Annotated in this window: 21 protein-coding genes; 6 read left to right on the top strand and 15 right to left on the bottom strand. The window is 68.1% G+C overall.

All coding sequences use genetic code 11. The annotated features are described in order from the left end of the window. Positions 1-91: 91 nt before the first annotated feature. The 5 genes from CMO28_RS14245 to zapE form a co-directional block, all read right to left on the bottom strand. Entirely contained in the window at positions 92-2,983 is a 2,892-nt protein-coding gene (locus tag CMO28_RS14245) for a 2-oxoglutarate dehydrogenase E1 component (protein WP_014746521.1), read from the bottom strand. A gap of 65 nt (positions 2,984-3,048) precedes the next feature. Then, positions 3,049-3,924, bottom strand: coding sequence for a succinate--CoA ligase subunit alpha (sucD, locus tag CMO28_RS14240; protein ID WP_014746522.1), 876 nt, complete (start codon positions 3,922-3,924; stop codon positions 3,049-3,051). Positions 3,925-3,926: 2 nt separating this feature from the next. After that, positions 3,927-5,096, bottom strand: coding sequence for an ADP-forming succinate--CoA ligase subunit beta (gene sucC, locus CMO28_RS14235; protein WP_014746523.1), 1,170 nt, complete (start codon positions 5,094-5,096; stop codon positions 3,927-3,929). 179 nt (positions 5,097-5,275) lie between these two features. Then, positions 5,276-6,220, bottom strand: a complete 945-nt coding sequence (mdh, locus tag CMO28_RS14230; protein WP_062761956.1) for a malate dehydrogenase — start codon at positions 6,218-6,220, stop codon at positions 5,276-5,278. 401 nt (positions 6,221-6,621) lie between these two features. Continuing rightward, entirely contained in the window at positions 6,622-7,800 is a 1,179-nt protein-coding gene (zapE, locus tag CMO28_RS14225; RefSeq protein ID WP_296714537.1) for a cell division protein ZapE, read from the bottom strand. 219 nt (positions 7,801-8,019) lie between these two features. Between zapE and CMO28_RS14220 the strand changes: the two genes are divergently transcribed. The 3 genes from CMO28_RS14220 (at position 8,020) to CMO28_RS14210 (ending at position 11,623) form a co-directional block, all read left to right on the top strand. Beyond that, the gene (locus tag CMO28_RS14220) at positions 8,020-9,618 is read left to right on the top strand and encodes a gamma-glutamyltransferase family protein (protein WP_296714535.1); all 1,599 of its coding nucleotides are present in this window, start codon (positions 8,020-8,022) and stop codon (positions 9,616-9,618) included. Between the two features lie 178 nt (positions 9,619-9,796). Further along, positions 9,797-10,789: an aspartate-semialdehyde dehydrogenase gene (locus CMO28_RS14215; RefSeq protein ID WP_296714532.1), complete on the top strand. Its 993-nt coding sequence runs from the start codon at positions 9,797-9,799 to the stop codon at positions 10,787-10,789. A gap of 174 nt (positions 10,790-10,963) precedes the next feature. Further along, positions 10,964-11,623 carry an FMN-binding negative transcriptional regulator gene (locus CMO28_RS14210; protein ID WP_296714530.1) on the top strand — a complete coding sequence of 220 codons (660 nt, stop codon included), beginning with the start codon at positions 10,964-10,966 and terminating at the stop codon, positions 11,621-11,623. Here CMO28_RS14210 and CMO28_RS14205 read toward each other — a convergent pair whose 3' ends face one another. The 8 genes from CMO28_RS14205 to wrbA all read right to left on the bottom strand — a co-directional run bounded on the left by CMO28_RS14205 (position 11,624) and on the right by wrbA (position 20,100). Then, positions 11,624-12,181, bottom strand: coding sequence for a hypothetical protein (locus tag CMO28_RS14205; RefSeq protein WP_296714529.1), 558 nt, complete (start codon positions 12,179-12,181; stop codon positions 11,624-11,626). A gap of 260 nt (positions 12,182-12,441) precedes the next feature. Next, positions 12,442-13,431: a dipeptide ABC transporter ATP-binding protein gene (locus tag CMO28_RS14200; protein ID WP_082828282.1), complete on the bottom strand. Its 990-nt coding sequence runs from the start codon at positions 13,429-13,431 to the stop codon at positions 12,442-12,444. Further along, entirely contained in the window at positions 13,424-14,428 is a 1,005-nt protein-coding gene (locus tag CMO28_RS14195) for an oligopeptide/dipeptide ABC transporter ATP-binding protein (RefSeq protein WP_296714526.1), read from the bottom strand. The genes CMO28_RS14200 and CMO28_RS14195 overlap by 8 nt, the downstream gene beginning before the upstream one ends. Then, positions 14,428-15,324, bottom strand: coding sequence for an ABC transporter permease subunit (locus CMO28_RS14190; protein WP_062761948.1), 897 nt, complete (start codon positions 15,322-15,324; stop codon positions 14,428-14,430). Before CMO28_RS14190 ends, CMO28_RS14195 begins: the two co-directional genes overlap by 1 nt. A gap of 81 nt (positions 15,325-15,405) precedes the next feature. Beyond that, the gene (locus CMO28_RS14185; protein ID WP_296714522.1) at positions 15,406-16,416 is read right to left on the bottom strand and encodes an ABC transporter permease subunit; all 1,011 of its coding nucleotides are present in this window, start codon (positions 16,414-16,416) and stop codon (positions 15,406-15,408) included. Between the two features lie 152 nt (positions 16,417-16,568). Continuing rightward, the gene (locus tag CMO28_RS14180; RefSeq protein WP_014746534.1) at positions 16,569-18,164 is read right to left on the bottom strand and encodes an ABC transporter substrate-binding protein; all 1,596 of its coding nucleotides are present in this window, start codon (positions 18,162-18,164) and stop codon (positions 16,569-16,571) included. Between the two features lie 227 nt (positions 18,165-18,391). Further along, the gene (locus tag CMO28_RS14175; protein ID WP_296714519.1) at positions 18,392-19,408 is read right to left on the bottom strand and encodes a glutathione S-transferase family protein; all 1,017 of its coding nucleotides are present in this window, start codon (positions 19,406-19,408) and stop codon (positions 18,392-18,394) included. Positions 19,409-19,494: 86 nt separating this feature from the next. After that, a complete protein-coding gene (gene wrbA, locus CMO28_RS14170; protein WP_041606591.1) occupies positions 19,495-20,100 on the bottom strand; it encodes an NAD(P)H:quinone oxidoreductase in 606 nt (201 codons plus the stop codon). Positions 20,101-20,256: 156 nt separating this feature from the next. On the opposite strand from wrbA, the gene CMO28_RS14165 reads away from it, so the two are divergent. The 3 genes from CMO28_RS14165 to CMO28_RS14155 all read left to right on the top strand — a co-directional run bounded on the left by CMO28_RS14165 (position 20,257) and on the right by CMO28_RS14155 (position 22,576). After that, on the top strand, positions 20,257-21,171 hold the full coding sequence (locus CMO28_RS14165; protein WP_062761945.1) for a LysR family transcriptional regulator: 915 nt from the start codon (positions 20,257-20,259) through the stop codon (positions 21,169-21,171). 36 nt (positions 21,172-21,207) lie between these two features. Next, positions 21,208-21,645, top strand: coding sequence for a DUF1499 domain-containing protein (locus tag CMO28_RS14160; protein WP_062761944.1), 438 nt, complete (start codon positions 21,208-21,210; stop codon positions 21,643-21,645). A 100-nt stretch (positions 21,646-21,745) separates the two neighbouring features. Beyond that, positions 21,746-22,576 carry an alpha/beta fold hydrolase gene (locus CMO28_RS14155; RefSeq protein WP_296714515.1) on the top strand — a complete coding sequence of 277 codons (831 nt, stop codon included), beginning with the start codon at positions 21,746-21,748 and terminating at the stop codon, positions 22,574-22,576. Positions 22,577-22,588: 12 nt separating this feature from the next. Here the strand turns inward: CMO28_RS14155 and CMO28_RS14150 are convergent, their stop codons facing one another. Then, complete coding sequence (locus CMO28_RS14150; protein WP_296714512.1) at positions 22,589-24,241, bottom strand: FMN-binding glutamate synthase family protein; 1,653 nt, start codon at positions 24,239-24,241, stop codon at positions 22,589-22,591. Next, positions 24,238-25,098 (bottom strand): 4-hydroxy-tetrahydrodipicolinate reductase, encoded by an 861-nt coding sequence (dapB, locus tag CMO28_RS14145; protein WP_296714511.1) that lies wholly within the window; start codon positions 25,096-25,098, stop codon positions 24,238-24,240. Before dapB ends, CMO28_RS14150 begins: the two co-directional genes overlap by 4 nt. Positions 25,099-25,123 lie beyond the last annotated feature (25 nt).

Genomic DNA, 25,123 nt, shown 5'->3' with positions numbered 1-25,123 from the left:
GTGGCTTAGGTGGCGTATCCACGCACGGATGACAAGGCATTAACGCACGAGAAGGGCCGCATGCGACGCATGCGGCCCATGTTCCCGGCGATCAGCCCGCCAGTGCGTCGTCGATCAGCGCCTTTTGTTCTGCGACATGCTTATGGTGCGAGCCGGTGGCAGGTGCCGCCGCCTCGGGCCGGCCGGCATAGCGCACGCGCTTGCCGGAAGCCCCCATGCTGTCGATCAGGTCGTCCAGGCGCGGGCTCATGAAGAACCAGTAGCCCTGGTTCTTCGGCTCTTCCTGCACCCAGAGCACCTCGGCATTCGGATAGCGCCGCAGCTCTTCCGCGATCGAGGTCGCCGGGAACGGCGCCAGCTGCTCGACGCGGATGATGGCGACATCCTCGATGCCGCGGGCACGGCGCTCTTCCAGCAGGTCGTAATAGACCTTGCCGGTGCAGAGCAGCACCCGACGGATCTTGTCGGCATGGCGCAGCTGATCCACTTCGCCCAGCACCCGATGGAAGCTGGAGCCCGGGCCCATATCCGACAGTTTCGACACCGCCAGCTTGTGACGCAGAAGCGACTTCGGCGTCATCATGATCAGCGGCTTGCGGAACTTGCGGTGGATCTGCCGGCGCAGGATGTGGAAGTAGTTCGACGGCGTCGTGCAGTTGGCGACCTGGATGTTGTCCTCGCCATAGAGCTGCAGGAACCGCTCGGGCCGCGCCGAGGAATGCTCAGGACCCTGGCCTTCATAGCCATGGGGCAGCAGCATCACCAGGCCCGACATGCGCAGCCACTTCGATTCGGCCGAGCTGATGAACTGGTCGATCATCACCTGCGCGCCGTTGACGAAGTCGCCGAACTGGGCCTCCCAGACCACCAGCGCATTGGGCTCGGCCAGCGAATAGCCGTATTCGAAGCCCAGCACCGCATATTCCGACAGCAGGCTGTCCACCACCTCGTAGCCCACCGAGGCACCGAGGTTGTTCAGCGGCACATAGCGCTCTTCGGTCTTCTGGTCGACCAGGACCGAATGGCGGTGCGAGAAGGTGCCGCGGCCGACATCCTGGCCCGACAGGCGGACAGGGTAGCCCTCGGTCAGCAGGGTGCCGAAGGCCAGCGCCTCGCCGAGCGCCCAGTCCAGCCCCTCGCCGTTCGCGATCGCTTCGCGCTTCTGGCCCAGCTGACGCTGGATCTTGCGGTGGACGTTCACGCCCTCGGGCACGTCGGTCAGCTTGAAGCCGATCTCGCGCAGACGCTCCAGCGACACGGCGGTAGAACCGCGGCGGTCGTCATTCGGCGCTCGCTCATAGCCCTTCCACACGCCCTCGAACCAGTCGGCCTTGTTCGGCTTGTAGGTCTTGGACTGCTCCAGATCCTGCTCGAGGCGCTGATGGAAGCTCTTGAGCGCGCCATCGACCTCGTCGCGGGTCATGACGCCGTCATTCACCATCCGGTCGCCATAGATCTGCAGCAGGGTGGGGTGCTGCGCGATCTTGCGGTACATCAGCGGCTGGGTGAACGAGGGCTCGTCGGCCTCGTTATGGCCGTGGCGGCGATAGCAGAAGATGTCGAGAACGACGTCCTTGTGGAAGATCTGACGGAACTCGGCCGCCAGACGCGCCACCCAGACCACCGCCTCCGGATCGTCGCCATTCACATGGAAGACCGGCGCATCGACCATCTTCGCCACATCCGACGGATAGGGCGAGGAGCGCGAGTATTTCGGGCTGGTGGTGAAACCGATCTGGTTGTTCACGATCACGTGGACCGTGCCGCCGGTGCGGTAGCCCTTCAGCTCCGACAGCGCGAAGCATTCGGCCACGACGCCCTGGCCGGCAAAGGCCGCGTCGCCATGCAGCAGGATGCTCAGCACCTTCACCCGGTCGGTGTCGCCACGCTGGCCCTGCTTCGCCCGGGTCTTGCCGACGACCACCGGGTTCACCGCCTCGAGATGCGAGGGGTTGGCGGTCAGCGACAGATGCACCGTCTTGCCGTTGGCGAGCGTGCGGTCGGTCGACGTCCCCAGATGGTACTTCACGTCGCCCGAGCCCTGGACGTCCTCAGGGGTCGCCGAGCCACCGTTGAACTCGTTGAACACCGCCGTGAAGGACTTGCCCATCACCGCGGTCAGCACGTTCAGGCGGCCGCGATGCGGCATGCCCAGCACGACTTCTTCGCAGCCCAGATCCGACGAACTCTCGAGGATCGCCTCGAGCGCCGGAACCAGGGCCTCGCCGCCTTCCAGCGAGAAACGCTTGGTGCCGGTGTACTTGATGTTCAGGAAGCGCTCGAAGCCTTCCGCAATCACCACCTGGCCGAAGATCCGCTTGCGGGTCTCGGCATCGAAGGCCTGCTCGGGGCGGTCGGCTTCGATGCGCGACTGCAGCCAGGCCTTCTGCTCGGGCGACTGGATGTGCATGAATTCGACGCCGACCTTGCCGCAATAGGTCGACTGCAGCTTGTGCAGGATCTCGCGGAGGGTCGCGTTCTCAAGGCCGAGCACGCCGTCGACATAGAAAGTGCGGTCGAGGTCGTCCTCGGTGAAACCGTAGGAAGCCGGATCCAGCTCGGGATGGCCCGACGGGGTTTCAAGCCCGAGCGGATCCAGATTGGCCACCAGATGGCCGCGCACGCGATAGGCGCGGATCAGCATCAGCAGGCGAATGCTGTCCACCGTTGCGGAACGTTCCGTCGGAAGCTCGCCGGTCTTGCCGTTGACCGGGCCGACCCGCAGCCCGGTCGCGCCGTCGGCCTTGAAGGCCAGGGTGTCGGCATGACCGTTGGTCGCAGTGCCGGGCACGATGCCGGGCGCCCAGGGGGCACCGCGGACTTCGGCCAGCACCGACGCGGCTTCGTCGCCCAGATCGGCGAAGAACCCCTGCCAGCTCTCATCGACCGACATGGGGTTCTGGACGAAACGCGCGTAGAGATCGGCGATAAAGGCGCCGTTGCTCCCGAACAGGAACGAAAGTTGCTCGCTTTGCGCAGCCATCTTGAGCAATGGGAGCGCCGCTTACGCGGCGCCCTCTCCAGGTTTGGGTCTGGTTCGTGGATCCGTCAGCCTCGGAGCACCTGGACCATGGTGCTACCGAGAGCCGCGGGCGATTCGGCGATGACGATACCGGCGGACCGCATCGCCTCGAGCTTGTCGTCGGCGCCGCCCTTGCCACCACTGATGATGGCGCCGGCATGGCCCATGCGACGGCCCGGAGGCGCGGTACGCCCGGCGATGAAGCCGACGGTCGGCTTCTTCACCTTGGACTGCTTCAGGAACTCGGCGGCGTCCTCTTCCGCCGAACCGCCGATCTCGCCGATCATGATGATCGCCTCGGTCTCGGGGTCCTTCAGGAACAGGTCCAGCGCGTCGATGAAGTTGGTGCCGTTGATCGGATCGCCGCCGATGCCGATGCAGGTCGACTGGCCGAGGCCGGCGGCAGTGGTCTGCGCGACGGCTTCATAGGTCAGCGTGCCCGAACGGGAGACGATGCCGATCTTGCCCCGCTGGTGGATGTGACCGGGCATGATGCCGATCTTGCACTCACCGGGGGTGATGACGCCGGGGCAGTTGGGGCCGATCAGGCGGGTCTTGGAGCGCTCCAGCGCCCGCTTGACACGCACCATGTCCAGCACCGGGATGCCCTCGGTGATGCAGACCACCAGCTGCACTTCGGCATCGACGGCTTCCAGGATCGCGTCGGCCGCATACGGCGGCGGAACGTAGATCACGGAGGCATCGGCGCCGGTCTTCTCCACCGCGTCGGCCACGGTGTCGAACACGGGCAGGTCGAGATGGGTGGTGCCGCCCTTACCGGGCGTCACGCCACCGACCATGCGGGTGCCGTAGGCGATGGCCTGCTCGGAATGGAAGGTGCCCTGCTGGCCGGTGAAGCCCTGGCAGATCACCTTGGTCTGGGCGTTGACGAGCACGGCCATGGTCAGGCGGCCTCCTTCACGGCTTTCACGATCTTCTCGGCAGCGTCGGCCAGATCGTCGGCGGACATGATCGGCAGGCCGGAATTGGCCAGGATCGCCTTGCCCTTCTCGACGTTCGTGCCCTCGAGACGCACCACCAGCGGAACCTGGAGGCTGATCTCGCGGGCCGCAGCCACGACACCCTCGGCGATCACGTCGCAACGCATGATACCGCCAAAGATGTTAACGAGAATCCCCTCGACATTGGGGTCCGAGAGAATCAGCTTGAAGGCCGTGGTCACGCGCTCGCGGGTCGCACCGCCACCGACGTCCAGGAAGTTCGCCGGCTCGCCGCCATACAGCTTGATGATGTCCATGGTCGCCATCGCGAGACCCGCGCCGTTGACCATGCAGCCGATGTTGCCGTCGAGCTTGATGTAGTTGAGGGCGTGGCGCGAAGCTTCCAGCTCGGAGGGATCCTCCTCGCTCTCGTCGCGCAGGTCCTCGATGTCCTTGTGACGGAACAGGGCGTTGTCGTCGAAATTCATCTTCGCGTCGAGCGCGATGACGTCGCCCGCGCCGGTCACGACCAGCGGGTTGATTTCGACGATGCTCGCATCGGTCCCGATCACGGCCTGGTACATGGCGAGCATGAACTTGGTCGCAACCGACACCTGCTTGCCTTCGAGGCCGAGGCCGTAGGCGATCTTGCGGGCGTGGAAGGGCTGCATGCCGGTGATGACGTCGACCGGCACCTTGATGATCTTCTCAGGGGTCTCTTTCGCGACCTCTTCGATCTCCATGCCGCCTTCGGTCGAGGCCATGAAGGTCACCGACGAGGTCTCGCGGTCGATGACGACGCCGAGATACAGCTCACGACGGATGTCGCAGCCTTCCTCGATGTAGACCCGCTTGACTTCCTTGCCCTCGGGACCGGTCTGGTGCGTGACCAGGGTCATGCCGAGCATGTTCTTCGCGGTCGCAGCGACGTCGTCGAGCGACTTCACGACCTTGACGCCGCCGGCCTTGCCGCGGCCGCCGGCATGGATCTGGGCCTTCACGACCCAGACCGGGCCACCCAGGCTCTTGGCGACCTCGACCGCCTCTTCCGGCGTGTAGGCGACGCCGCCGCGGGGCACCGCGACGCCGTACTTCGCGAGGAGCGCCTTCGCTTGGTATTCGTGGATGTTCATTGAGCCTCTTCCCTAGACCGCTCGATCAGCCGCGGAGGTGCCGGCGCCTGCAGTTATAGCACCCGTCTCCCGGTGCGCAACCGCCGTCCCCCGCGAAATCAAGCGCTTGAAGCCCGCTTGCGGACCTTTTCCGAGACCGTCTCGGCAAGGCTGCAACAGGGCTTCGCGCGCGGTGCCGATCAGACCGACAGCGCCTCGTTCAGCTTCTTCACCGCATCGACCGAGTGCAGGAAGGCAGCCTTCTCTTCCTCGTTCAGCTCGATCTCGACGATCCGCTCGACACCGCCCTCGCCGATCACGACCGGCACGCCGACATAGAGGCCGTCCACGCCATACTGGCCCGACAGCTTCGCGGCGCAGGGCAGAACCCGCTTCTTGTCCTTGAGATAGGCTTCGGCCATCTGGATGGCCGAGGCGGCCGGCGCATAGAAGGCCGAGCCGGTCTTGAGCAGCGAGACGATCTCGGCGCCGCCGTCACGGGTGCGCTGGATGATCTGGTCGAGCTTCTCCTGGGTCAGCCAGCCCATCTTGACCAGGTCGGTCAGCGGGATGCCGGCAACGGTGGAGTAGCGGGCCAGCGGCACCATGGTGTCGCCATGGCCGCCCAGCACGAAGGCGGTCACATCCTCGACCGACACGTTCAGCGCCTCGGCGATGAAGTAGCGGAAGCGGGCGCTGTCGAGCACGCCGGCCATGCCGACGACCTTCTCGGGCTTCAGGCCGGAGAACTTCTGCATCAGGCCGACCATCACGTCGAGCGGGTTCGTGATCACGATCACGAAGGCATCGGGGCAATGGGTCTTGATGCCGTCGGCCACCTGGCCGACGATCTTGGCGTTGATCGCCAGCAGGTCGTCGCGGCTCATGCCCGGCTTGCGGGCGATGCCGGCGGTGACGATGACGACGTCGGCACCGGCCAGGGCCGAATAGTCGTTCGCACCGGTCAGACGGCTGTCGAAGCTGTCGACGGGGGACGACTCGGCGATGTCCAGCGCCTTGCCCTGCGGCATGCCCTCGACGACGTCGAAGAGAACGACGTCGCCGAGCTCCTTGAGCCCGGCCAGATGGGCCAGGGTGCCGCCGATATTGCCGGCGCCCACCAGTGCGATCTTGTTGCGTGCCATCGGGTTTCCTCGCGACTTTCCAGCGTCTGGCGTCGGCCGGGAGCGGGCCGGGCCGCCCGTCCGCGAGGAGCGGGGGGTACGGTCACGCGCGCCGGTCGCGCCGCCGACGCACAGAAGGGCATTCATGCGCCCGTCTGTGCGGATGTGAAATCCGTCCCTCCGTGTACCGCCCGCCAGGGCCACGGATCCCGTGTGTCCGGGATCGACGCAGCCATCCGCCGGCCGGCACTCACGCCGCAGATCCACCGGCATTGAAACGCCGGCACCCCTGCGGCACGAAGCTGTAATCTTACCGAAGCAGAAGCCGGTGAACCCGGCGTTTCCGTTCGGAAAATCTCGCGCCGTAACTACTCTCTTTCGCGCGCCGAAGCAAGGGGGCGCACCCCGCTTCGGCCGCCGCATCAGACCAGATGCGGCAGGGCCAGATACTCTTTGCTCTGCATCTCGGCGAGCCGCGATGCGGTCCGGGCGAATTCGAAGGATCCGTCACCGGCCGGGTACAGATCATCGGGCAGGGCCGCCGCCGAACAGACCAGCTTCACCCGGTGTTCGTACAGCTCGTCGATCAGGGTCACGAACCGCGCGGCACGATCCCGGCTGTCCGGCCCCATCGCCGGAATGCCGTCGATGATGACCGTGTGATGGTGACGGGCGATCTCGATATAGTCCGCGGCCCCGAGCGGCCGGCTGCACAGGTCGTCGAAGCCGAAACGCGCAACGCCCCCGGCCGCCTTCGGCACCTCGATCCGCCGCCCGGACACGTCCAGCACCTCGGCCGAGGCCGGCGCGCCGCCCGACAGATCCCGGAAGGCTGCATCGAGCGCCGCGCGCGCCGCGGCATCGGCCGGCACATGATAGACCGGCATCAGCGTCAGTCGATCCAGACGATAGTCGCGGGCGGAGTCGAGCTCCATCACCTCGAGCGTGTCGCGGACCAGACGGATGAAGGGGATGAAGCGGTCGCGCTGCAGCCCGTCGAGGTAGAGATCCTCGGGCGGGCGGTTGGAGGTCGCGATCACATAGACACCGCGGGCCAGCACATGGGTGAACAGCCGACCCAGGATCATCGCATCGGCGACGTCGCGGACCTGGAACTCGTCGAAACAGAGCAGCTTCGCCTCGGCGGCGACGGCATCTGCGATGCGCGGCAGCGGGTCGGGCTCGCGGTTCTGGTCGCCCGTGGTCCGCCAGGCATGCAGACGGGCATGGATATCGAGCATGAAGGCATGGAAATGGACCCGGCGCTTCGGTGCCACCGGGGCCGCCCTGAAGGCCATGTCCATCAGCATCGACTTGCCGCGACCGCCCCCGCCCCAGAGATAGAGCCCGCGTGGCCCGGGCGGCATCGGCGGCGGGCCCTCTTCGGGCGCGCCGCCACCGAACAGCCGGCCAAGCAGGCCGCGTTTCGGGGCCGGTGCCGGGGGTGGCGTTCCCCTGTCCTCGCGCATGCGCCGGATCAATGCGCTCAACCGGTCGGCCGCCGCGGCCTGGGCGGGATCGGCGGCAATGCGCCCCGCAGCCACCAGGGCGGCATAGGCGCGTGCAGGATCTTGGGCGGCGTCGGGCACGGGTGCGGACATTCGTCGACAGTTGGAGGGCGGCCGGCCAGAGGACGGCCGGCGAAGGGCGAGCGGGCGGTGTCGGCCCTGAAGATGGGGCATTCTGCCGCATTGCACAACCCGCAGAGGACGGTTGGCGGCCATGCACCCGGTGCCGGTCGGCGGCATGCCTCGCGCATTGCGCACATTCATGCCACAATGCACCCCGCATCACGATCTTTCCGGAAAGGGCCACGCCCGATGCGTGACTTCCAGCGCCCCGGCCGCTCCGCCGTCTATGCCAACGAGGCGATGGCCGCGACCTCGCACCCGCTCGCGACCCTGACCGCGATCGAGACGCTGCGCGCGGGCGGCAATGCCGTCGATGCCGCGATCGCCGCCGTGGCGGTGCTGGGGCTTCTGGAGCCGCATATGACCGGCATCGGCGGGGATTGCTGGATGCTGATCCAGCGCGCCGGCGATGCGGCCCCGCTCTGCTATAACGGTACCGGGCGTGCCGCCCGCGGCGCAGAGCCTGCGGTCCTGCGGCTGCTGGACGAGGGCGCCGTCGCCGTGCCGCAATCCCATCCGCTGGCCGTCACCATCCCGGGCGCGGTGGAGGCCTGGGACCGGCTGTCCACCGATCATGGCCGACTGGGCCTGGACCGGATCCTGGCGCCGGCAATCGATCTGGCGCGCGCCGGCGCCCCGGTCGCCCCCCGGGTCGCCGCCGACTGGACCCGCCATCTGCCGCTGCTGCAGTCCAACGAGATCACCGCCCAGAGTTTCCTGGCCGGAACCCGTGCCCCGGCGGCCGGCACCCGCATGCCGCAGACCCAGATGTGCCGCACGCTGTCGGCGATTGCGAAGGACGGCGCCCGGGGCTTCTATGACGGCTGGGTGGCGGACGACATGCTCGCCACCCTGAAGGCGCTGGGCGGCCCGCACGAGGCGGAGGATTTCACCGGCCATACCGGCAACTATGTCGCCCCGGCGGCGGGCAGCTATCGCGGCACCCGGGTGTTCGAAACCCCGCCCAACAGCCAGGGGGCCATCGTGCTTGCCCTGCTGGCGATGATGGAACCGGCCGACATCGCCGCCCTCGACCCCGACGGCGCCGCCTTCCACGACCTTGTCGCCCGGGCCTCCGAGGCCGGTATCGCCCTGCGCGACCGGTTCCTGGCCGATCCCGCAGACGACCATGGCGCCGATGATGGCGGGCTGGCGCAGATCATGGAGGGGGCCCGTGCCGCAGCTGCCCGCATTGCGGCAGGCGGTCGGGCAGACCCCGCCCCGGAGCGCCCCGGCGGCAGCGGCGATACGGTGTATGTCAGCGTCGTCGATCGCGACCAGACGGCGGTGTCGATGGTCAACTCGATCTTCCATGCCTTCGGCAGCGGCATCACCTGCCCCCGATCGGGCGTGCTGTTCAACAGCCGCGGCACCGGCTTCCGCCTGGCACCGGGGATGGCCGGGCACTACCGGCCCGGTCTGCGGCCGCCCCACCCCCTGGTCGCCGGCATGACCGGCGATGGCCGCCGGCCGGTGATGAGTTTCGGGGTGATGGGCGGGCACTACCAGGCCATCGGCCATGCGGCACTGCTGTCGCGGATCCTCGATCACGGACTTGACCCGCAGGCCGCCATCGATCTGCCGCGCTCCATGGCGATGGGCGGGGTGCTGGAGGTGGAGACCGGGGCCGACCCCGCCCTCATGCCCCGGCTGATCGGCCTCGGCCACCGCGTGCGGGCCGCCGCCCAGCCCCTGGGCGGGGCCCAGGCCATCCTGATCGACTGGGACCGCGGCGTACTGATCGGCGGGTCCGATCCGCGCAAGGACGGTTGCGCGCTGGGCTACTGAACCGGCGATACGAGGGGGGGGGCGCCCGAGAAGTTTTCAACCGAGCCCGCCGGTATACCGGCGGCCGTTGCGTGTGGCCGTCCAAGCTGTTAGCGTGCGGCGCGCTTGCAGGCGGGGGATCTGTGCCATATCTCCGTGCCTGCGCTCATCAACCTCTCTGCCTCCAAGGAACAGACCCATGCGGATCGGTATCGTCGGCGCCACCGGCGCGGTCGGTCAGGAGACGATCCAGGTCCTGAAGGACCGTGGTTTCCCCGTGACCGAGCTTCATCTCTTCGCCTCCGAGCGGAGCGCCGGCAAAACCACCGAAACCGCGTTCGGCACCATCACCATCGAGCCGTTCTCGGTGGAGGCGGCGCGCGGCATGGACATCGTGTTCCTGGCGGTTTCGGGTGATTTCGCCAAGGAATATGCGCCGCAGATCGCCGCCGAAGGCGGTGCGGTGGTGATCGACAACTCCTCGGCCTTCCGCTACGACGATGCGGTGCCGCTGGTGGTGCCCGAGATCAACGGCCGCCGCGCGCTGGGGCAGAAGCTGATCGCCAATCCGAACTGCACCACGGCGATCCTGCTGATGGCGCTCGCCCCCCTGCACGAGGCGTTCGGCGTGAAGCGCGCCATCGTCTCGACCTATCAGGCGGCGAGCGGCGCGGGCGCCGAGGGCATGACCGAGCTGGAACAGGGCGCGCGCCAGTATCTGGCGGGTGAGCCGGTGACGGCGTCGAAGTTCGCCCATCCGCTGGCCTTCAACCTGATCCCGCATATCGACAGCTTCCAGGACAATGGCTACACCCGCGAGGAGATGAAGGTCCTCTGGGAGACGCGGAAGATCATGGAAGCGCCCGAGGTGCTGCTGAGCTGCACGGCCGTGCGCGTGCCGACCATGCGCGCCCATGCCGAAGCGGTGACCATCGAGACGCGGCACCCGGTCACCCCGGCGGCCGCGCGCGAGGTTCTGGCCAAGGCCCAGGGCGTCACGCTGGCCGATGATCCGGCAAACAAGCTCTACCCGATGCCGCTGACCGCCTCGTCGAAGTATGACGTGGAAGTCGGCCGGATCCGCGAGAGCCTGGTCTTCGGCGACACCGGTCTCGACTTCTTCGTCTGCGGCGACCAGCTGCTGAAGGGTGCAGCCCTCAACACGGTGCAGATCGCCGAACTGCTGGTCTGACCGGCTGCTGGTCTGACCGGCCGCACCGGACACCCTGCCAGAAGGCCGGCCTCCCATTGGTGAGGCCGGCCTTTTTCGTGCGGATCGCCCGGGCTCGTGCTACCCAGGAAGAACAGCCCCCGCCCGGCCCGAAACCGGCCGCAGAAGCAGACGGGGCACGAGGGAGTGGAGATCATGCACATCCTGCGTCCGCCCTTCCGCATGGAGGATGATGCCGCCCTGGACTTCGCCGCCAGGCGCGGCTTCGGTCTGGCGGTCGCGGCCGATGGTGGCGATCCGCTGGGGTCGCACATCCCCTTCATCATCCGGCGCGCCCCCGGTCAGACCGTGGTGCAGTTCCACCTGACCGCCGGCAATCCACTGGTGGCGCAGGCGGCGGCCGGCGCCCGTTTCCTGATCGCGGTTGCCGGGCCGGACGCCTATGTCTCCAACGACTGGTATGTCTCGGAAGACCAGGTCTCGACCTGGCTTTACGAAGCGGTGCATCTGTCGGGCCGGGCACGGCTGCAGCCGGTGGACGGCAATCGCGGCCATGGCGATGCCCTCCTCGCCACGGCCGAGGCCCGGCTGCCCAAGCCCGCCTGGCGCCTGGAGACGATGGAGCCGCAGAAGCGCCAGGCCATGCTCGACGGCATCCGGGTCATCGAAGTGCTCGTCGACCGGATCGAGGGCCAGTCCAAGCTCAACCAGCACAAGACGGATGCCGACCATGTCGCCGTCGCCAACCGGCTGGCCCAGGCCGGAACGACCGCGGCAGAGGATCTGGCCCGCCGCATGCGGGCACTCCGCCCGGATCTCGTCTATGATTTTCCAGACGACAGCGACATGCCCTGATCAGCCGAAGCGGGTGACCGCCAGCTGCCGGCCCAGATCGTCGGCGCGCACCGACTGAACCGCGCGATAGGCGGCAATCACCGAAGACGCCTCGGGGCGATTCGCGACGAAATTCTGGAACAGCCCGAACAGGCTTGCGCTTCCCCGCGCCGCGGTCGTAGCACCATCACCGGCCCCGGCCGTGTCGTCGAGGACGGTCGAATTGGCCGTGGCCTCGTAGCGCGCGGCTGCGCGGGACGGGCTGGTGACGTCGGCGGAGCCGTAGCTCCGGGCTGCAAATCCCGGATCCGCCTGCAGTGCAATCAGGGTCGACAGCGTTCCGGACGAAAACCGTTGCCCGAAACCGGATCCCCGCTGCTGTTCCTGGTTCTGCTGATCGCGCGCCAGCGCCTGTTCAAAGGCACTGCCGCCATCCTCGCCGCCGGTGCCTGAGGGATCGACGCGGCGGATTTCATCCTGCCAGCTTTCGCCCAGGGGCGCGCTGCGCGTGGTCGCCCCACCCCAGCCCGGAACCGGGCGGGCCGTCTCGATACGGCGGATGGCGTCGAGCGCAGACATGGGCGGCCAGAGGCTCCCGAGGGTGGATCAGCGGATGAGGGACGGTCCAGGCATCGGCGGAACAGGCTGTGCGGGACGGAAACGCCTGGAATGATCGGAGTTTAGACAATTCCCGACGGTCCCGCCAGTGGCCGTGAGATGTCCTGTCAATGGCGGTCGATGGGCAGGCTGCGGCAAAGGACGGGCCGGCCGTGACAGGACGATGTCACGACCGGCCCGGGGCATGCGCCATCGGGTGAGGGTCAGGGCTCGGGTGAGGGTCAGGGCTGAGCCAGCACCTCCTCGGCACGATGGCAGGCGACCCGTCGCGGCCCCACAGGCCGAAGCTCCGGCCGCTCGGTCTTGCAGCGGTCGATGGCGAACGGACAGCGGCGATGGAAGGTGCAGCCCGGCGGCGGCGCCAGGGGCGACGGCAGTTCGCCACCGATCGGCTGGCGCACCGCCCGCTCATCCGGGTCGATCCGCGGCGTGGCGGCAAGCAGGGCGCGGGTATAGGGGTGCGCCGGCGCGTCGAACAGCACCGCCTTGTCGGCCTGCTCCACGGCGCGGCCCAGATACATCACCATCACCTCGTCGGCGATGTGGCGCACCACCGACAGATCATGGCTGATGAAGACATAGGCGACGCCGAATTCCTGCTGCAGATCGATCAGCAGGTTCAGCACCTGGGCCTGGATCGACACGTCGAGCGCCGAGACCGGCTCGTCCGCCACCACCACCGCCGGGTCGAGCATCAGCGCCCGGGCGATGGCGACGCGCTGACGCTGGCCGCCCGAGAACATGTGCGGGTAGCGCCCCGCCTGTTCCGGCCGAAGCCCCACCCTGGCCATCATCGCCGCCACCCTCTCCCGCCGCGCCGCGCGGTCGAGATCGGTGTTGATGGCGAGCGGTTCCTCCAGCGTCTGGGCCACGGTCTTGCGCGGGTTGAGCGAGGCATAGGGGTTCTGGAACACCATCTGCACCCGCCGGCGCAGCCGGCGCAGGGTGGCGGCATCCGCACCCGCCACATCGGCACCGTCGATGACCAGCCGGCCCGCCGTCGGCTTTTCGATCATCACCAGCTGACGGGCAAGGGTCGACTTGCCGCAGCCGCTTTCGCCGACCACCGCCAGCGTCCGGCCGGGCGCCACCTCGAAGCTGACCCCGTCCAGCGCCCTGAGTACGGCCGCCCCCTTCAGGAAGCCCCGCGGCACCTCGTAATGGCGGGTCAGATCCTCCGACACCAGGATCGGTGCGATCGGCTCAGCCATGGGCCATCTCCTCCGCCGGACCTGGCCGGCCGGCATCGTCGAGCGGGGTGTGGCAGCGCACCGCCGCATCCGGCCCCCAGGGCCTGAGCGATGGCTGCACCGCCCGGCAATGCGGCACGGCATGGGGACAGCGCGGCTCCAGCAGGCAGCCCGGCGGGCGGTCATACTGGCCGGGCACGACGCCCGGGATCGCATTCAGCCGACGCTTGCCCGCCGCCCGTTCCGGCAGGGCCTCCAGCAGGGCGGCGGTATAGGGATGGCGGGGGTGGCGGAAGATCCCGGGCACCTGCCCGGTTTCCACCACCTGGCCCGCATACATCACCGCCACCCGCCTTGCGGTTTCCGCAACCACGGCCAGGTCGTGGGTGATCAGGATCAGGGCCATGCCCCGGTCGCGCTGCAGCCCCAGCAGCAGATCCAGGATCTGCGCCTGAATGGTGACGTCGAGTGCCGTGGTCGGCTCGTCGGCGATCAGCAGCTTTGGGTTGCAGGCGATCGCCATGGCGATCACCACCCGCTGATTCATCCCGCCCGAAAGCTGGTGGGGGTAGGAATCGATCCGCGCCCTGGGGTCGGGAATGCCCACCTGGTCCAGCAGGTCGACGGCGCGTTCGCGCAGCTGCCGGCGGCTGCCGCCTTCGTGCACTTTCAGCGCCTCGATGATCTGGAAGCCGATCGTGTAGCAGGGGTTGAGGCTGGTCAGCGGATCCTGGAAGACCATCGCCACATCCTTGCCGGTGAGCCGGCGGCGAGCGCGGCCCGACAGCGACAGGAGGTCGGTTCCGGCAAAGGTCAGGCGCTGCGCCTCCACCCGGGCGGTCGGCGGCAGCAGCCCCATGACGGCGAGCGAGCTGACGCTCTTGCCCGACCCGCTTTCGCCGACGATGCCCAGCACCTCGCCCGCATCCACCGAGAGCGAGACGCCGTCCACCGCCCGGAAGGCACGGTCGCCCGTGCCGAAGGTAACGGTCAGGCCGTCGATATCGAGCAGGGCCATCAGCGTTTCATCCTGGGATCGAGGGCGTCGCGCAGACCATCGCCCAGCAGATTGAAGGCGAGCACGGTGACGAGGATCGCAAGGCCCGGCAGGGTGACCACCCACCAGGCGCGCTGGATGTATTGCAGCACGCCGGCCAGCATGGTGCCCCATTCCGGGGTCGGCGGCTGGGCGCCGAGACCCAGGAAGCCGAGCGCCGCCGCATCCAGGATCGCTGTCGAGAAGCCGAGCGTCGCCTGCACGATCAACGGTGCCATGCAATTGGGCAGGATGGCGCTGAACATCAGCCGCAGCGGCCCCGCCCCCGCCAGGCGCGAGGCGGTGACATATTCCTTGTTCACCTCGCCCATCGCCGCCGCACGGGTGAGGCGGACGTAATGGGGCAGCACCACGATCGCGATCGCGAACATGGCATTGGCGAGGCCGGGGCCCAGAATGGCGACGATCGCGATCGCGAGCAGCAGGCTGGGCAGGGCCAGCATGATGTCCATCAGCCGCATGATCACCGTGTCGACCACCCCGCCGAAATAGCCGGCGAGCAGGCCGAGCAGGATGCCCGCCGCCAGCGACAGGGTGACGACGATGACGCCGATCAGCAGGCTGAGCCGGGCGCCGTGGATCAGCCGCGAGAGCATGTCACGGCCGACATCGTCGGTGCCGAGCGGGAAGCTCCAGCTGCCGCCATCGGCGAAGGCCGGCGGCACCAGCAGGGCATCACGGAACTGCGCCGACGGATCATGGGGCGCCACGACATCGGCGAAGACCGCGAGCAGGGTGATGATCACGATCACCACCAGCCCGGCGACGGCACCGGGGTTGCGCCTGAAATCGGACCAGAAGGCGGCGAGCGCGCCAGGGGGCGCGGGCGCCGTGGTCGGCGGGGCGGCGGTGCTCATCGGCACCCGCGGTCCCCGGCCGCATCGGAAGAGATTATGCCCGGAGGAGGCAAAGCCACCGCGGGCATGCGGCAGCAGAGATCAGCGTGCATGTCGGATCCGCGGATTGATGATGCCGTAAAGCAGGTCGACGATCAGGTTGACGGCGATGACCACGCAGGAGACCAGCAGGATGCCGCCCTGAACCGACGGGTAGTCGCGCCGGCCGATCGATTCGATCAGCCATTTGCCGATGCCCGGCCAGGCGAAGATGGTCTCGGTCAGGATCGCGCCGGCAAGCAGCAGACCGACCTGCAGGCCGATCACCGTGATCACCGGAATGAGCGCGTTTCTGAGCGCATGGATCAGCACCACCCGGGTCGGGTTCAGCCCCTTGGCACGGGCGGTGCGGACGTAATCCTCGCCCAGCACCTCGAGCATCGACGAGCGGGTCATGCGCGCGATGACGGCGAGCGGAATGGTGCCGAGCACGATGGCCGGCAGCACCAGATGATGCAGCGCCGACCAGAAGGCCTCCGGCTCGTCCGAGAGCAGGGTGTCGATCAGCATGAAGCCGGTCACCGGCTCCACGTAGTACATCACGCTGATCCGGCCCGACACCGGCGTGCAGCCGAGCGTCACCGAGAACAGCATGATCAGCAGCAGCCCCCACCAGAAGATCGGCATCGAATAGCCGGTGAGCGCCCCGGCCATGACCGTATGGTCGAGCGCCGAACCGCGCCGCACCGCGGCCAGAATGCCGGCGGGCAGGCCGATCGCGACCGCGAAGATCATCGCGGCGAAACTGAGTTCCAGCGTGGCCGGAAAGAGGGTGAGGAAGTCGTTCAGCACCGGCGAGCGGGTGACGAGGGAGCGGCCGAAATCACCCTGGGCGAGCGACCACAGATAGCTGAAATACTGCTCCACCATCGGCCGGTCGAGGCCGAGCTGGGCCAGCATCTGGGCATGGCGTTCGGGGGTGAGGCCGCGTTCGCCCGCCAGCAGGGCGACCGGATCGCCCGGGATCAGCCGGATGAGGACGAAGGCGAAGAGGGTGACGCCGAGGAAGGTCGGCACGACCAGCCCCAGACGTCGGAACACGAAAGCGAACATCTGACGGCGACCGCAGCTGCGGCGCGGCCGGCATCATCCGCGGACACGGGATGGCACATGGACGGGGGAGTGGGGATGCACCGAGGCCGGTCGGCGGTGTGGGAAGCCCCCGCACCTCCGGCCGGCCGCCGCAGATGGCGCCAGCGCGCGCCTCAGTCCTTGAGGCCCGGGCCGTAGAAGTAGTGACCGCCGAGCGGGTCGATCTTCCAGTCGGTGACCTCGGGACGGATCGGCTGATAGACCACCGAATGGGCGATGGTCACCCAGGGGGCCTGCTCCTTGAAGATCACCTGGGCCTCTTCATAGAGCTTCGTGCGCTCCGCCTGGCCCGAGACCGTCTTGGCCTTCATGATCAGGTCGTCGAAGGGCTTGTAGCACCAGCCGGCATAGTTGGAGCCGCCATTGGCCGCATCGCAGCCCAGCAGCACCGCCAGGAAGTTGTCGGGGTCGCCATTGTCGCCCGTCCAGCCCAGCAGCAGGGTCTGATGCTCCCCGGCCTGGGCGCGCTTCAGATACTCGCCCCATTCATAGGACACGATCTGAGCCTTCACCCCCACGGCCGCCCAGTCGGCCTGGATCATCTCGGCCATGCGGCGGGCATTGGGGTTGTAGGGCCGCTGCACGGGCATCGCCCAGATGTCGGTCTCGAAACCGTTCTCGAAACCGGCCTCCTTCAGCAGGGCCTTGGCCTTCTCGGGGTCGTAGGCGTAATCCTCGACCTTGTCGTTATACGACCAGATGGTCGGCGGGATCGGGTTCTTGGCGGCCTTGCCGGCGCCCTGATAGATCGCGTCGATGATCGCGGCCTTGTTGACCGCCATATTCAGCGCCTGGCGCACCTTCACGTCGTCGAAGGGCTTCTTGCGGACGTTGAAGGCCAGATAGCCGATGTTCAGGCCTTCCTGAGACATCAGGTTGACCTTCGGATCTTCCTTCATCTTCGCAAGATCGGCCGGGTTCGGATAGGGCATCACATGGCACTCGCCCGCCTGGATCTTGGCGTAGCGGACCGAGGCATCGGGCGTGATCGAGAAGACCAGGGTGTCGAGGCTGCTCTTGCCACGCCAGTAGTCGGGATGCGCCTTGTAGCGGATCACCGCATCCTTCTGGTAGTTCACCAGCTGATACGGGCCGGTGCCGACCGGCTCCAGATCGACCTTCTCGGGCGTGCCGGCCTTCATCATCTGATCGGCATATTCGGCCGACAGGATCGAGGCGAAATCCATCGCGATATTGGCGATGAACGGCGCTTCCGGACGGTTGAGCACGAAGCGGACCGTATGGTCGTCCACCTTCTCCACCGCCTTCAGCAGCGAGGGCATGCTCATGCCCTGGAAGTATTCATAGGTGCCGCCCGACACCTTGTTGTACGGATGGTTCGGGTCCAGCTGGCGCATGAAGCTGAACACGACGTCGTCGGCGTTGAAGTCGCGGCTGGGTGTGAAGCTCTTGGTGGTCTGGAACTTCACGCCCTTGCGCAGATGGAAGGTGTAGGTCAGACCGTCATCCGACACCTCGTAGCGCTCGGCCAGTCCGGGCTGCACGGTCGTGGTGCCGCGCTCGAACTCGACCAGCCGGTTGTAGACATTGCGCGAGCTGGCATCGAAGGTCGTGCCGGTCGTGAACAGCTGCGGGTTGAAGCCCTCGGGGCTGCCCTCCGAGCAGTAAACCATCGTCTTGGCTTCGGCAGCGCCGACCGCACCGAGCAGGGCCGCGGCGGCAACCGCGCCCATCAGAGCCTTATTCATGAAGTCTCCCTCCGGAAATCGTCCCGCGGGACCAGGGCGTCGGCGGCATCTCCCCCAAGATGCCGGGCTCCTCGGCCCTCCTCCTGCCCGCGGATTTCCGAAAGCCTATGCCAGCTTTCCGGGGAGCGTCAACGCCGCTGCAACACACGCCGGCGCTTCATGTTGGTATACCGGATGGGCGCACCGGTTGTGCGATGCAACGGAAGCGGGATGCCGGGGGATGGCGTTCAGTCGAGCGCAGGCGCGGGCCATGACGGATCGAGGCGCGGCGGCTCCGCCGGGCCGAGCGGCACCACCCGGGTCGGGTTGATGGTCGTATGGCTCCAGTAATAGTGCCAGCGGATATGGGCATCGTCGACCGTCTCGCGGATCGCCGGCACCGCCAGCAGCCGGGCGGTGAGCGCGGTCAGCATCGGATAATCGGCGATGCGGCGCAGGTTGCACTTGAAATGCCCGTGATAGACCGGGTCGAAACGCACCAGCGTGGTGAACAGGCGCAGATCCGCCTCGGTCATCCGGCCGCCGACCAGCCAGCCCTGCCCGTCGGCCAGCCGGGCTTCCATGCGATCCAGCGCTTCGAACAGCGGCACCACCGCCGCCTCATAGGCGTCCTGGGTGGTGGCGAAACCCGCCTTGTAGACGCCGTTGTTGATCCGGTCATAGACATCGGCATTGACCGCGTCGATCTCGTCGCGCAACGTATCCGGGCACAGGATCAGGCCGGGATTGCCGTGCTCGGGCGCCAGATGGTCGAAGGCGCGGTCGAACATGCGCACGATCTCGGCGCTTTCATTGTTGACGATGGTCCCGCGCAGCTTGTCCCAGAGCACCGGCACGGTCACCCGGCCGCTGTATGACGGGTTGGCACGGGCATAGACCTCGTGCAGGGCCCGGTTGCCGAACAGGGCGTCGCCGGTTGCACCGGCAAAGGGGGCGGCCTCGTCGCCCGCTTCGGCGGGCGCGCCGAACGTCCAGCCGGCACTGCCCATGCGCGGGTCGACCACGCTCACCGAAATCGCCCCCTCAAGCCGCTTCAGCCGCCGCCAGATCAGCGTGCGATGCGCCCAGGGACAGGCGAGCGAGACATAGAGATGGTAGCGCCCGGGCTCGGCCGGCAGGCCCTCGCCGCCGGGTTCGGTCGCAAGCCGGTCGCGGAAACGGCTGGCTTCGCGTTCGAAGCGGCCGCCGGTCTTTGCGGTGTCGTACCAGCGGTCGTGCCAGACGCCGTCGATCATCACGCCCATGAGCGGTCTCCCCGGGGATGGCTGAAGGTTGAAGGAACCGCCGCCTGCGGAACGGCACAGGCGGCGGCATATGGGTCAGGCGGGCATCAGCCGGCGGCCAGCTTCTTCGCGATGCCGGCGACGTGGCGGCCCTGGGCGCGGGCGGTGGAGAGTTCCTTTTCGCTCGGCGTCCGGCTGCCGTCGGGGCCGGCGATGGTGCCGGCGCCATAGGGGCTGCCACCCCTCACTTCCGAGATATCGGCCAGCTCGGGCGCCACCGCATAGGGCAGACCGACGATGACCATGCCGTGATGGGCGAGCGTCGGCCACAGCGTCAGCGCGGTCGATTCGTTGCCGCCGCCGGTGCCGGTCGACACGAACACGCTGCCGACCTTGCCGAGCAGCTTGCCCTGGGCCCAGAGGCCGCCGGTCTGATCGAGGAAGTTGCGCATCTGCGAGGCGACATTGCCGAAACGGGTCGGCGCGCCGAAGATGATCGCATCGTAATCCGCAAGCTCGGCGGGGGAGGCCACCTCGGCCGCCTGATCGAGCTTGGCGCCGGCCTTTTCGGCCACGTCGCGCGGCATCAGCTCGGGCACCCGCTTCACGGTCACCTCGACGCCGTCCACCTCGGCGGCGCCGGCGGCCACGGCGCCGGCCATGGTCTCGATATGGCCATACGTGCTGTAGTAGAGAACCAGAACCTTGGTCATCGCCGTCATTCCCGGTTGATGAGGATGTCGGGGGTGGCCTGCAGGAGGCCCCGCCCCCGTCGTCCCCTCAAATGTAGCACTGGCGGTTTTGCGCACCACCGGCAACAATGGAAATGAATTGTCAGCCTGAGGGAAACGGTGCGCGATGAGGGCGGCATGGACCATCTGACCAGCATGGCGGTCTTTGCGCGGGTGGTGGAGGCGCAGAGCTTCTCATCCGCCGCCCGGGCGCTGGGCCTGTCGAAATCCGCCGTCTCCAAGCATATCGGCCGGCTGGAGGACAGGCTGGGTGCGCGGCTGCTGAACCGCACCACCCGCCGGCTCAGCCTCACCGAAATGGGCGAGGTCTATTACCGCCATTGCGCCCGCATCCTGCGCGAGGCGGAAGAGGCCGATCTGGAGGTCGGCCGCCTGCAGGACGAACCGCGCGGCACGCTGCGCATCAATGCACCGATGTCGTTCGGTGTGCTGCATCTGGCCCCCTGCCTGCCCGGCTTCATGGAGGCCCACCCCCATGTCCGGGTCGAGGTCTCGCTCGACGACCGGTTCGTCGATGTGGTCGAGGAAGGCTATGACCTGGTGGTGCGCATCGGCAATCTGGCCGACAGCAGCCTGATTGCCCGCAAGCTGGCGGAAAGCCGGACGATGATCGTCGCCACCCCGGCCTACTGGCAGGCCAATGGCCGGCCCCGCCATCCGCGCGACCTCTCGCGGCATAATTGTCTGGAATATGCCTATCTCTCCACCCGCAACGAGTGGCGCTTCCGGTCCGCCGATGGCGGCGAAACCCTTGCCGTCCGGATCTCCGGCACCCTCAACGCCAATAACGGCCAGATCCTGTGCGACGCCGCCCTTGCCGGCGCCGGCGTCGCCCGTCTGCCCGCCTTCATCATCGGCTCGGACGTCGCAGCCGGGCGCCTTGAAGCAGTGCTCACGGAATTCGCACCGCCCCCCGTCGATATCTACGCGGTATATCCACATAACCGGCATCTGTCGGCAAAGGTCCGTGCCTTCATCGATCATTACGTCGACTGGCTGCGCCAGCGGCGCCAGGAGATGCCCTTCTCCTGAAGCCGCGGGCCCCGCCGCCCGAGGAGCCTACCTCCGATGCCTCTGGACGATAGTTCGCTCGCGCCCGAGCTTTTCGACCTTCCGGCCTTCAGCGGCGACCGCAAGCCCGGCTGGTGCCTGGCCGCCCCTGAAGGCGCGCTCCGCGTGCGACCGCATATCCCGACCGGGCCGCTTCAGGCGGGACCCGACCGTCTGCTCGCCGCCATGGCACGCTGCGTGCGGGCGCAGCCGCGCAGCCGGATCCTGGCCGCCGATACCACGCTCTACCGGATCGACGCCATCCAGCGCACCCGGATCTGCCGCTTCACCGACGACATCTCGCTCTGGGCCATGCCGGTGCCGATGCCGGACGGTCGCATCGCAGCAGCACCGGTGATCCTGTCGCGATCCCGCATCGGCCGCTGGGATATGGGCACCAACCGCCGCCGGGTGGAATGCTGGCTGGCCGCGATGCTCGGCTTCTGCGGCGGCTGAAGATCAGCATCGGTCATCATCGGATCAGGCCATTGAATTGGCCGCACCGGCAGGCATCGTGGTTGGCTGGGGCATCCCCATCTTCGACCGGAGGCCGATCATGCGTCACAACCTGCCGCTCTGCCGTCGCTTCGACCATCCCGCCGGCACCATCGCCTGGGACCGTTTCGGAGAGAGCGGGCCGGATCTCGTGCTGATCCACGGCACCCCGTTCAACGCAGCGGTCTGGGCACCGGTCGCCGCAGCGCTCGCACTGCGGGCCCGGGTGCATCTGCTCGATCTGGCCGGCTATGGCCAGTCGCGGGTGCCCGCCGGATCGGATGTCTCGCTCCATGTTCAGGACCGGATCCTGGCCGACTGGGTGGCGCATCTCACCCTCGACGGGCCGCCGCTGGTCGTCGCCCACGACTTCGGCGGTGCGACCGCGCTCCGCGCCCATCTGCTCCGCGGGCTGGAGATGGCGGGGCTGATCCTGGCGGATGCGGTGATGCTCCGGCCCTGGGGCTCCCCCTTCGTCACCCATGTCCGCGACCACGAGGCGGCTTTCGCCGGCCTGCCCGACCATCTGCACCGGGCGCTGGTGGCGGCCTATGTGGCCGAGGCCGCTCACCGGCCGATCCCGGACGACATCCTGGCCGACATTCTGGATGCCTGGGGAGATGCCCATGGCCGCCGGGCCTTCTATGCCCAGATCGCGCAGATGGACCCGGCCGCAACCGACGAGGCCGTGCCGCATCTGGGCCGTCTGCGCTGCCCGGCCCAAGTGCTGTGGGGGCTGGAGGACCGCTGGCTGCCGGCCGCGCAGGGGCGCGATCTGGCCCGGGCCATCGGCTGCGGCTTCACCGGCATCGCCGGCGCCGGCCATCTGGTGCAGACCGACGCCCCGGCGGTGCTGGTGGCGGCGATCCTGGACAGGCTTGCCGCCGGCTGATGCCGTCTCGCTTCAGGCGGCGCGGCGTGGCGCGAAACTCGCAGGATCCGCTGCCGCCCAGTCCGAGGCATAGGGTGTGGCATCCGGCGCATCGATCAGCGCACCGGGGGTCAGGAAGGGATAAAGCCGGTCCATCGGCACGATCTCGTTGGGGGACCGCCGGTGCAGCAGATGGCGCGGTTCCAGATCGGAAGGATGGTCCAGCCCGGCCGCGGCGACCAGTTCCGCCAGGGCATGCACCGTGCGCGACTGGAAGCGGCGCACCCGCTCGGCCTTGTCCTCGACCACCAGCCCCTTCTGACGATCCGGATCCTGGGTCGCAACGCCGGTCGGGCAGCGTCCGGTATGGCACTTCACCGACTGCACGCAGCCGATCGAGAACATGAAGGCCCGGGCGGCATTGCACCAGTCGGCGCCGGTCGCAAGCGCCGCGGCGATGTCGAAGGCGCTGACCATCTTGCCGGCGGCACCGATGCGCACATGCGGATGCAGGGCCGCACCGACCAGGGCATTGCGCACCAGCACCAGCCCTTCGCGCAGCGGCAGACCCAGATGGTCCGAGAATTCCCGCGGCGCCGCACCGGTCCCGCCTTCGGCACCGTCGACCACGATGAAATCGAGCAGAATGCCGGTGCTGCGCATCGCCTTGACGATGGCGAAGACCTCGTGCGGCTGGCCGACACAAAGCTTGATCCCCACCGGCTTGCCGCCCGACAGCTCCCGCAGCCGGGCCACGAAATGCATCATGCCTTCGGGGTCGTCGAAGGCGGAATGCCGCGCCGGCGAGATGCAGTCGACACCTTCCGGCACCTTGCGGGTGGCGGCGATTTCGGCCGTCACCTTCGGCCCGGGCAGCATGCCGCCATGGCCGGGCTTGGCGCCCTGGCTCAGCTTGATTTCGATCATCTTCACCTGGTCGAGCCGGGCGGTCTCGGCAAAGAGGTCGGGATCGAAGCGGCCATGTTCGTCACGGCAGCCGAAATAACCCGACCCCAGCTCCCAGACCAGATCGCCGCCATGCATGCGGTGATAGGGGCTGAGCCCGCCTTCGCCGGTGTCGTGATAGAAGCCGCCGCGGGCGGCGCCCAGGTTCAGGGCCTCGATCGCACGCGCGCTGAGCGAGCCGAAGCTCATGGCCGAAATATTGAGCACCTGGGCGTGGTAGGGCTTCGTGCATTGCGGCCCGCCCACCTTCACGCGGAAGGGTTCCGTCGCCACCGGGTGGGGGGCGATGGAGTGCACGATCGCCTCGTAGCGGGGGGCGTAGACGTCAAGCTGGGTGCCGAGCGGCTGGGCGTCCTCGTCGCCCTTGGCGCGCTCGTAGACCAGGCTGCGGGCCAGCCGGTCATAGGGACGGCCTTCCAGATCGTCTTCCACGATGTACTGGCGCAGATAGGGCCGGAGCGCCTCGAACGCCCAGCGCAGATGGCCGACCACCGGATAATTGCGGCGGATCGCATGGCGTTCCTGGCCGAGATCGGCGATGCCGAGCACCACCAGCGGCACCAGCACCACCAAGGCCCACAGGATCTCCGCCTCGACCGTAACCCCCAGGATCAGACACAGCAGGGTGGCGAGGGTGATCAGGATGAAGGTGCCGTGCCGGATCGCCCGGTCGAGGGTGATGCTGCGCTCGGCCCCGCCGATTTCGGTCTTCGCGGTCATGCCGGCGCCCCCGCCGCCGCGTCATCGGGACCGAAGAGCAGCACGTCGAGGCCACGCACCAGCCCGGTCACCTCGGGCACCTTGCGGATCGCGAGCAGGGTGCCGTCGACATAGGCCTTGGCATCCTTGCCGGCATCGTGAGAGATCACCAGCCGCGCGCCGGCGACGGCGAAATGGGCATCGATCGACGCGGCATAGCTGGGCAGGCGCAGCGAATGCACCTGGACCCCGCCGATCGTGCCGCCGCGCAGCGCCGGATCCCCCAGCACCTTGTCGGGGGCCACGGGCACGGTGCCCTGGGGCATCTCGGGCCGCGCGACCCGCCCCAGCCGCTCGGCCAGTTCCCGCGCGGTGCCCGACGGCGCATCCGGCTTGGCGGGACCTGCGATCTCCACCACCTCCACATGCGGGATATAGCGGGCGGCGATCAACGAGAAGCGGGTGGCGAGCGCCGCGGTGATGGCGAAATTGCCGCTGGCGACCACGCCGCGGCCGGCGGCCTGCGCCGCGGCGGCGATCCGCTCATAGGCCGCCGCATCCAGGCCAGAGGTGCCGATCACCACATGGACACCGCGTGCCAGCGCCGCCTCGGCATGGCCGGCGACGGCCGATGGATGGGTGTAGTCGACCAGGACGTCGATCCCGCCTGCGGCAAGGGCCGTTTCGACATCCGCCGCAACCTCCACCCCGGGCAGGGCCCCCGGCACCAGTTCGTCCAGCCTGCGGCCGGCGGCGGAGCGGGCGATGCCGCCGGCGAGGTCGAGATCGGCGGCAGCGGCGACCGCGCGGGCGATCTCGCCGCCGGTCCAGCCGGTGACACCGGCGACACAGACACGGAGCGGGGTGGTGACGGTCATGCAGGCCTCTCCATCGGCGGCTGGC

This window comes from Tistrella sp., from assembly GCF_002684955.1.
Classification (GTDB): Bacteria; Pseudomonadota; Alphaproteobacteria; order Tistrellales; family Tistrellaceae; genus Tistrella; species Tistrella mobilis.
Note: the sequence above shows the minus strand (reverse complement) of the source record. Positions and strands in the feature narration are given on the sequence as shown.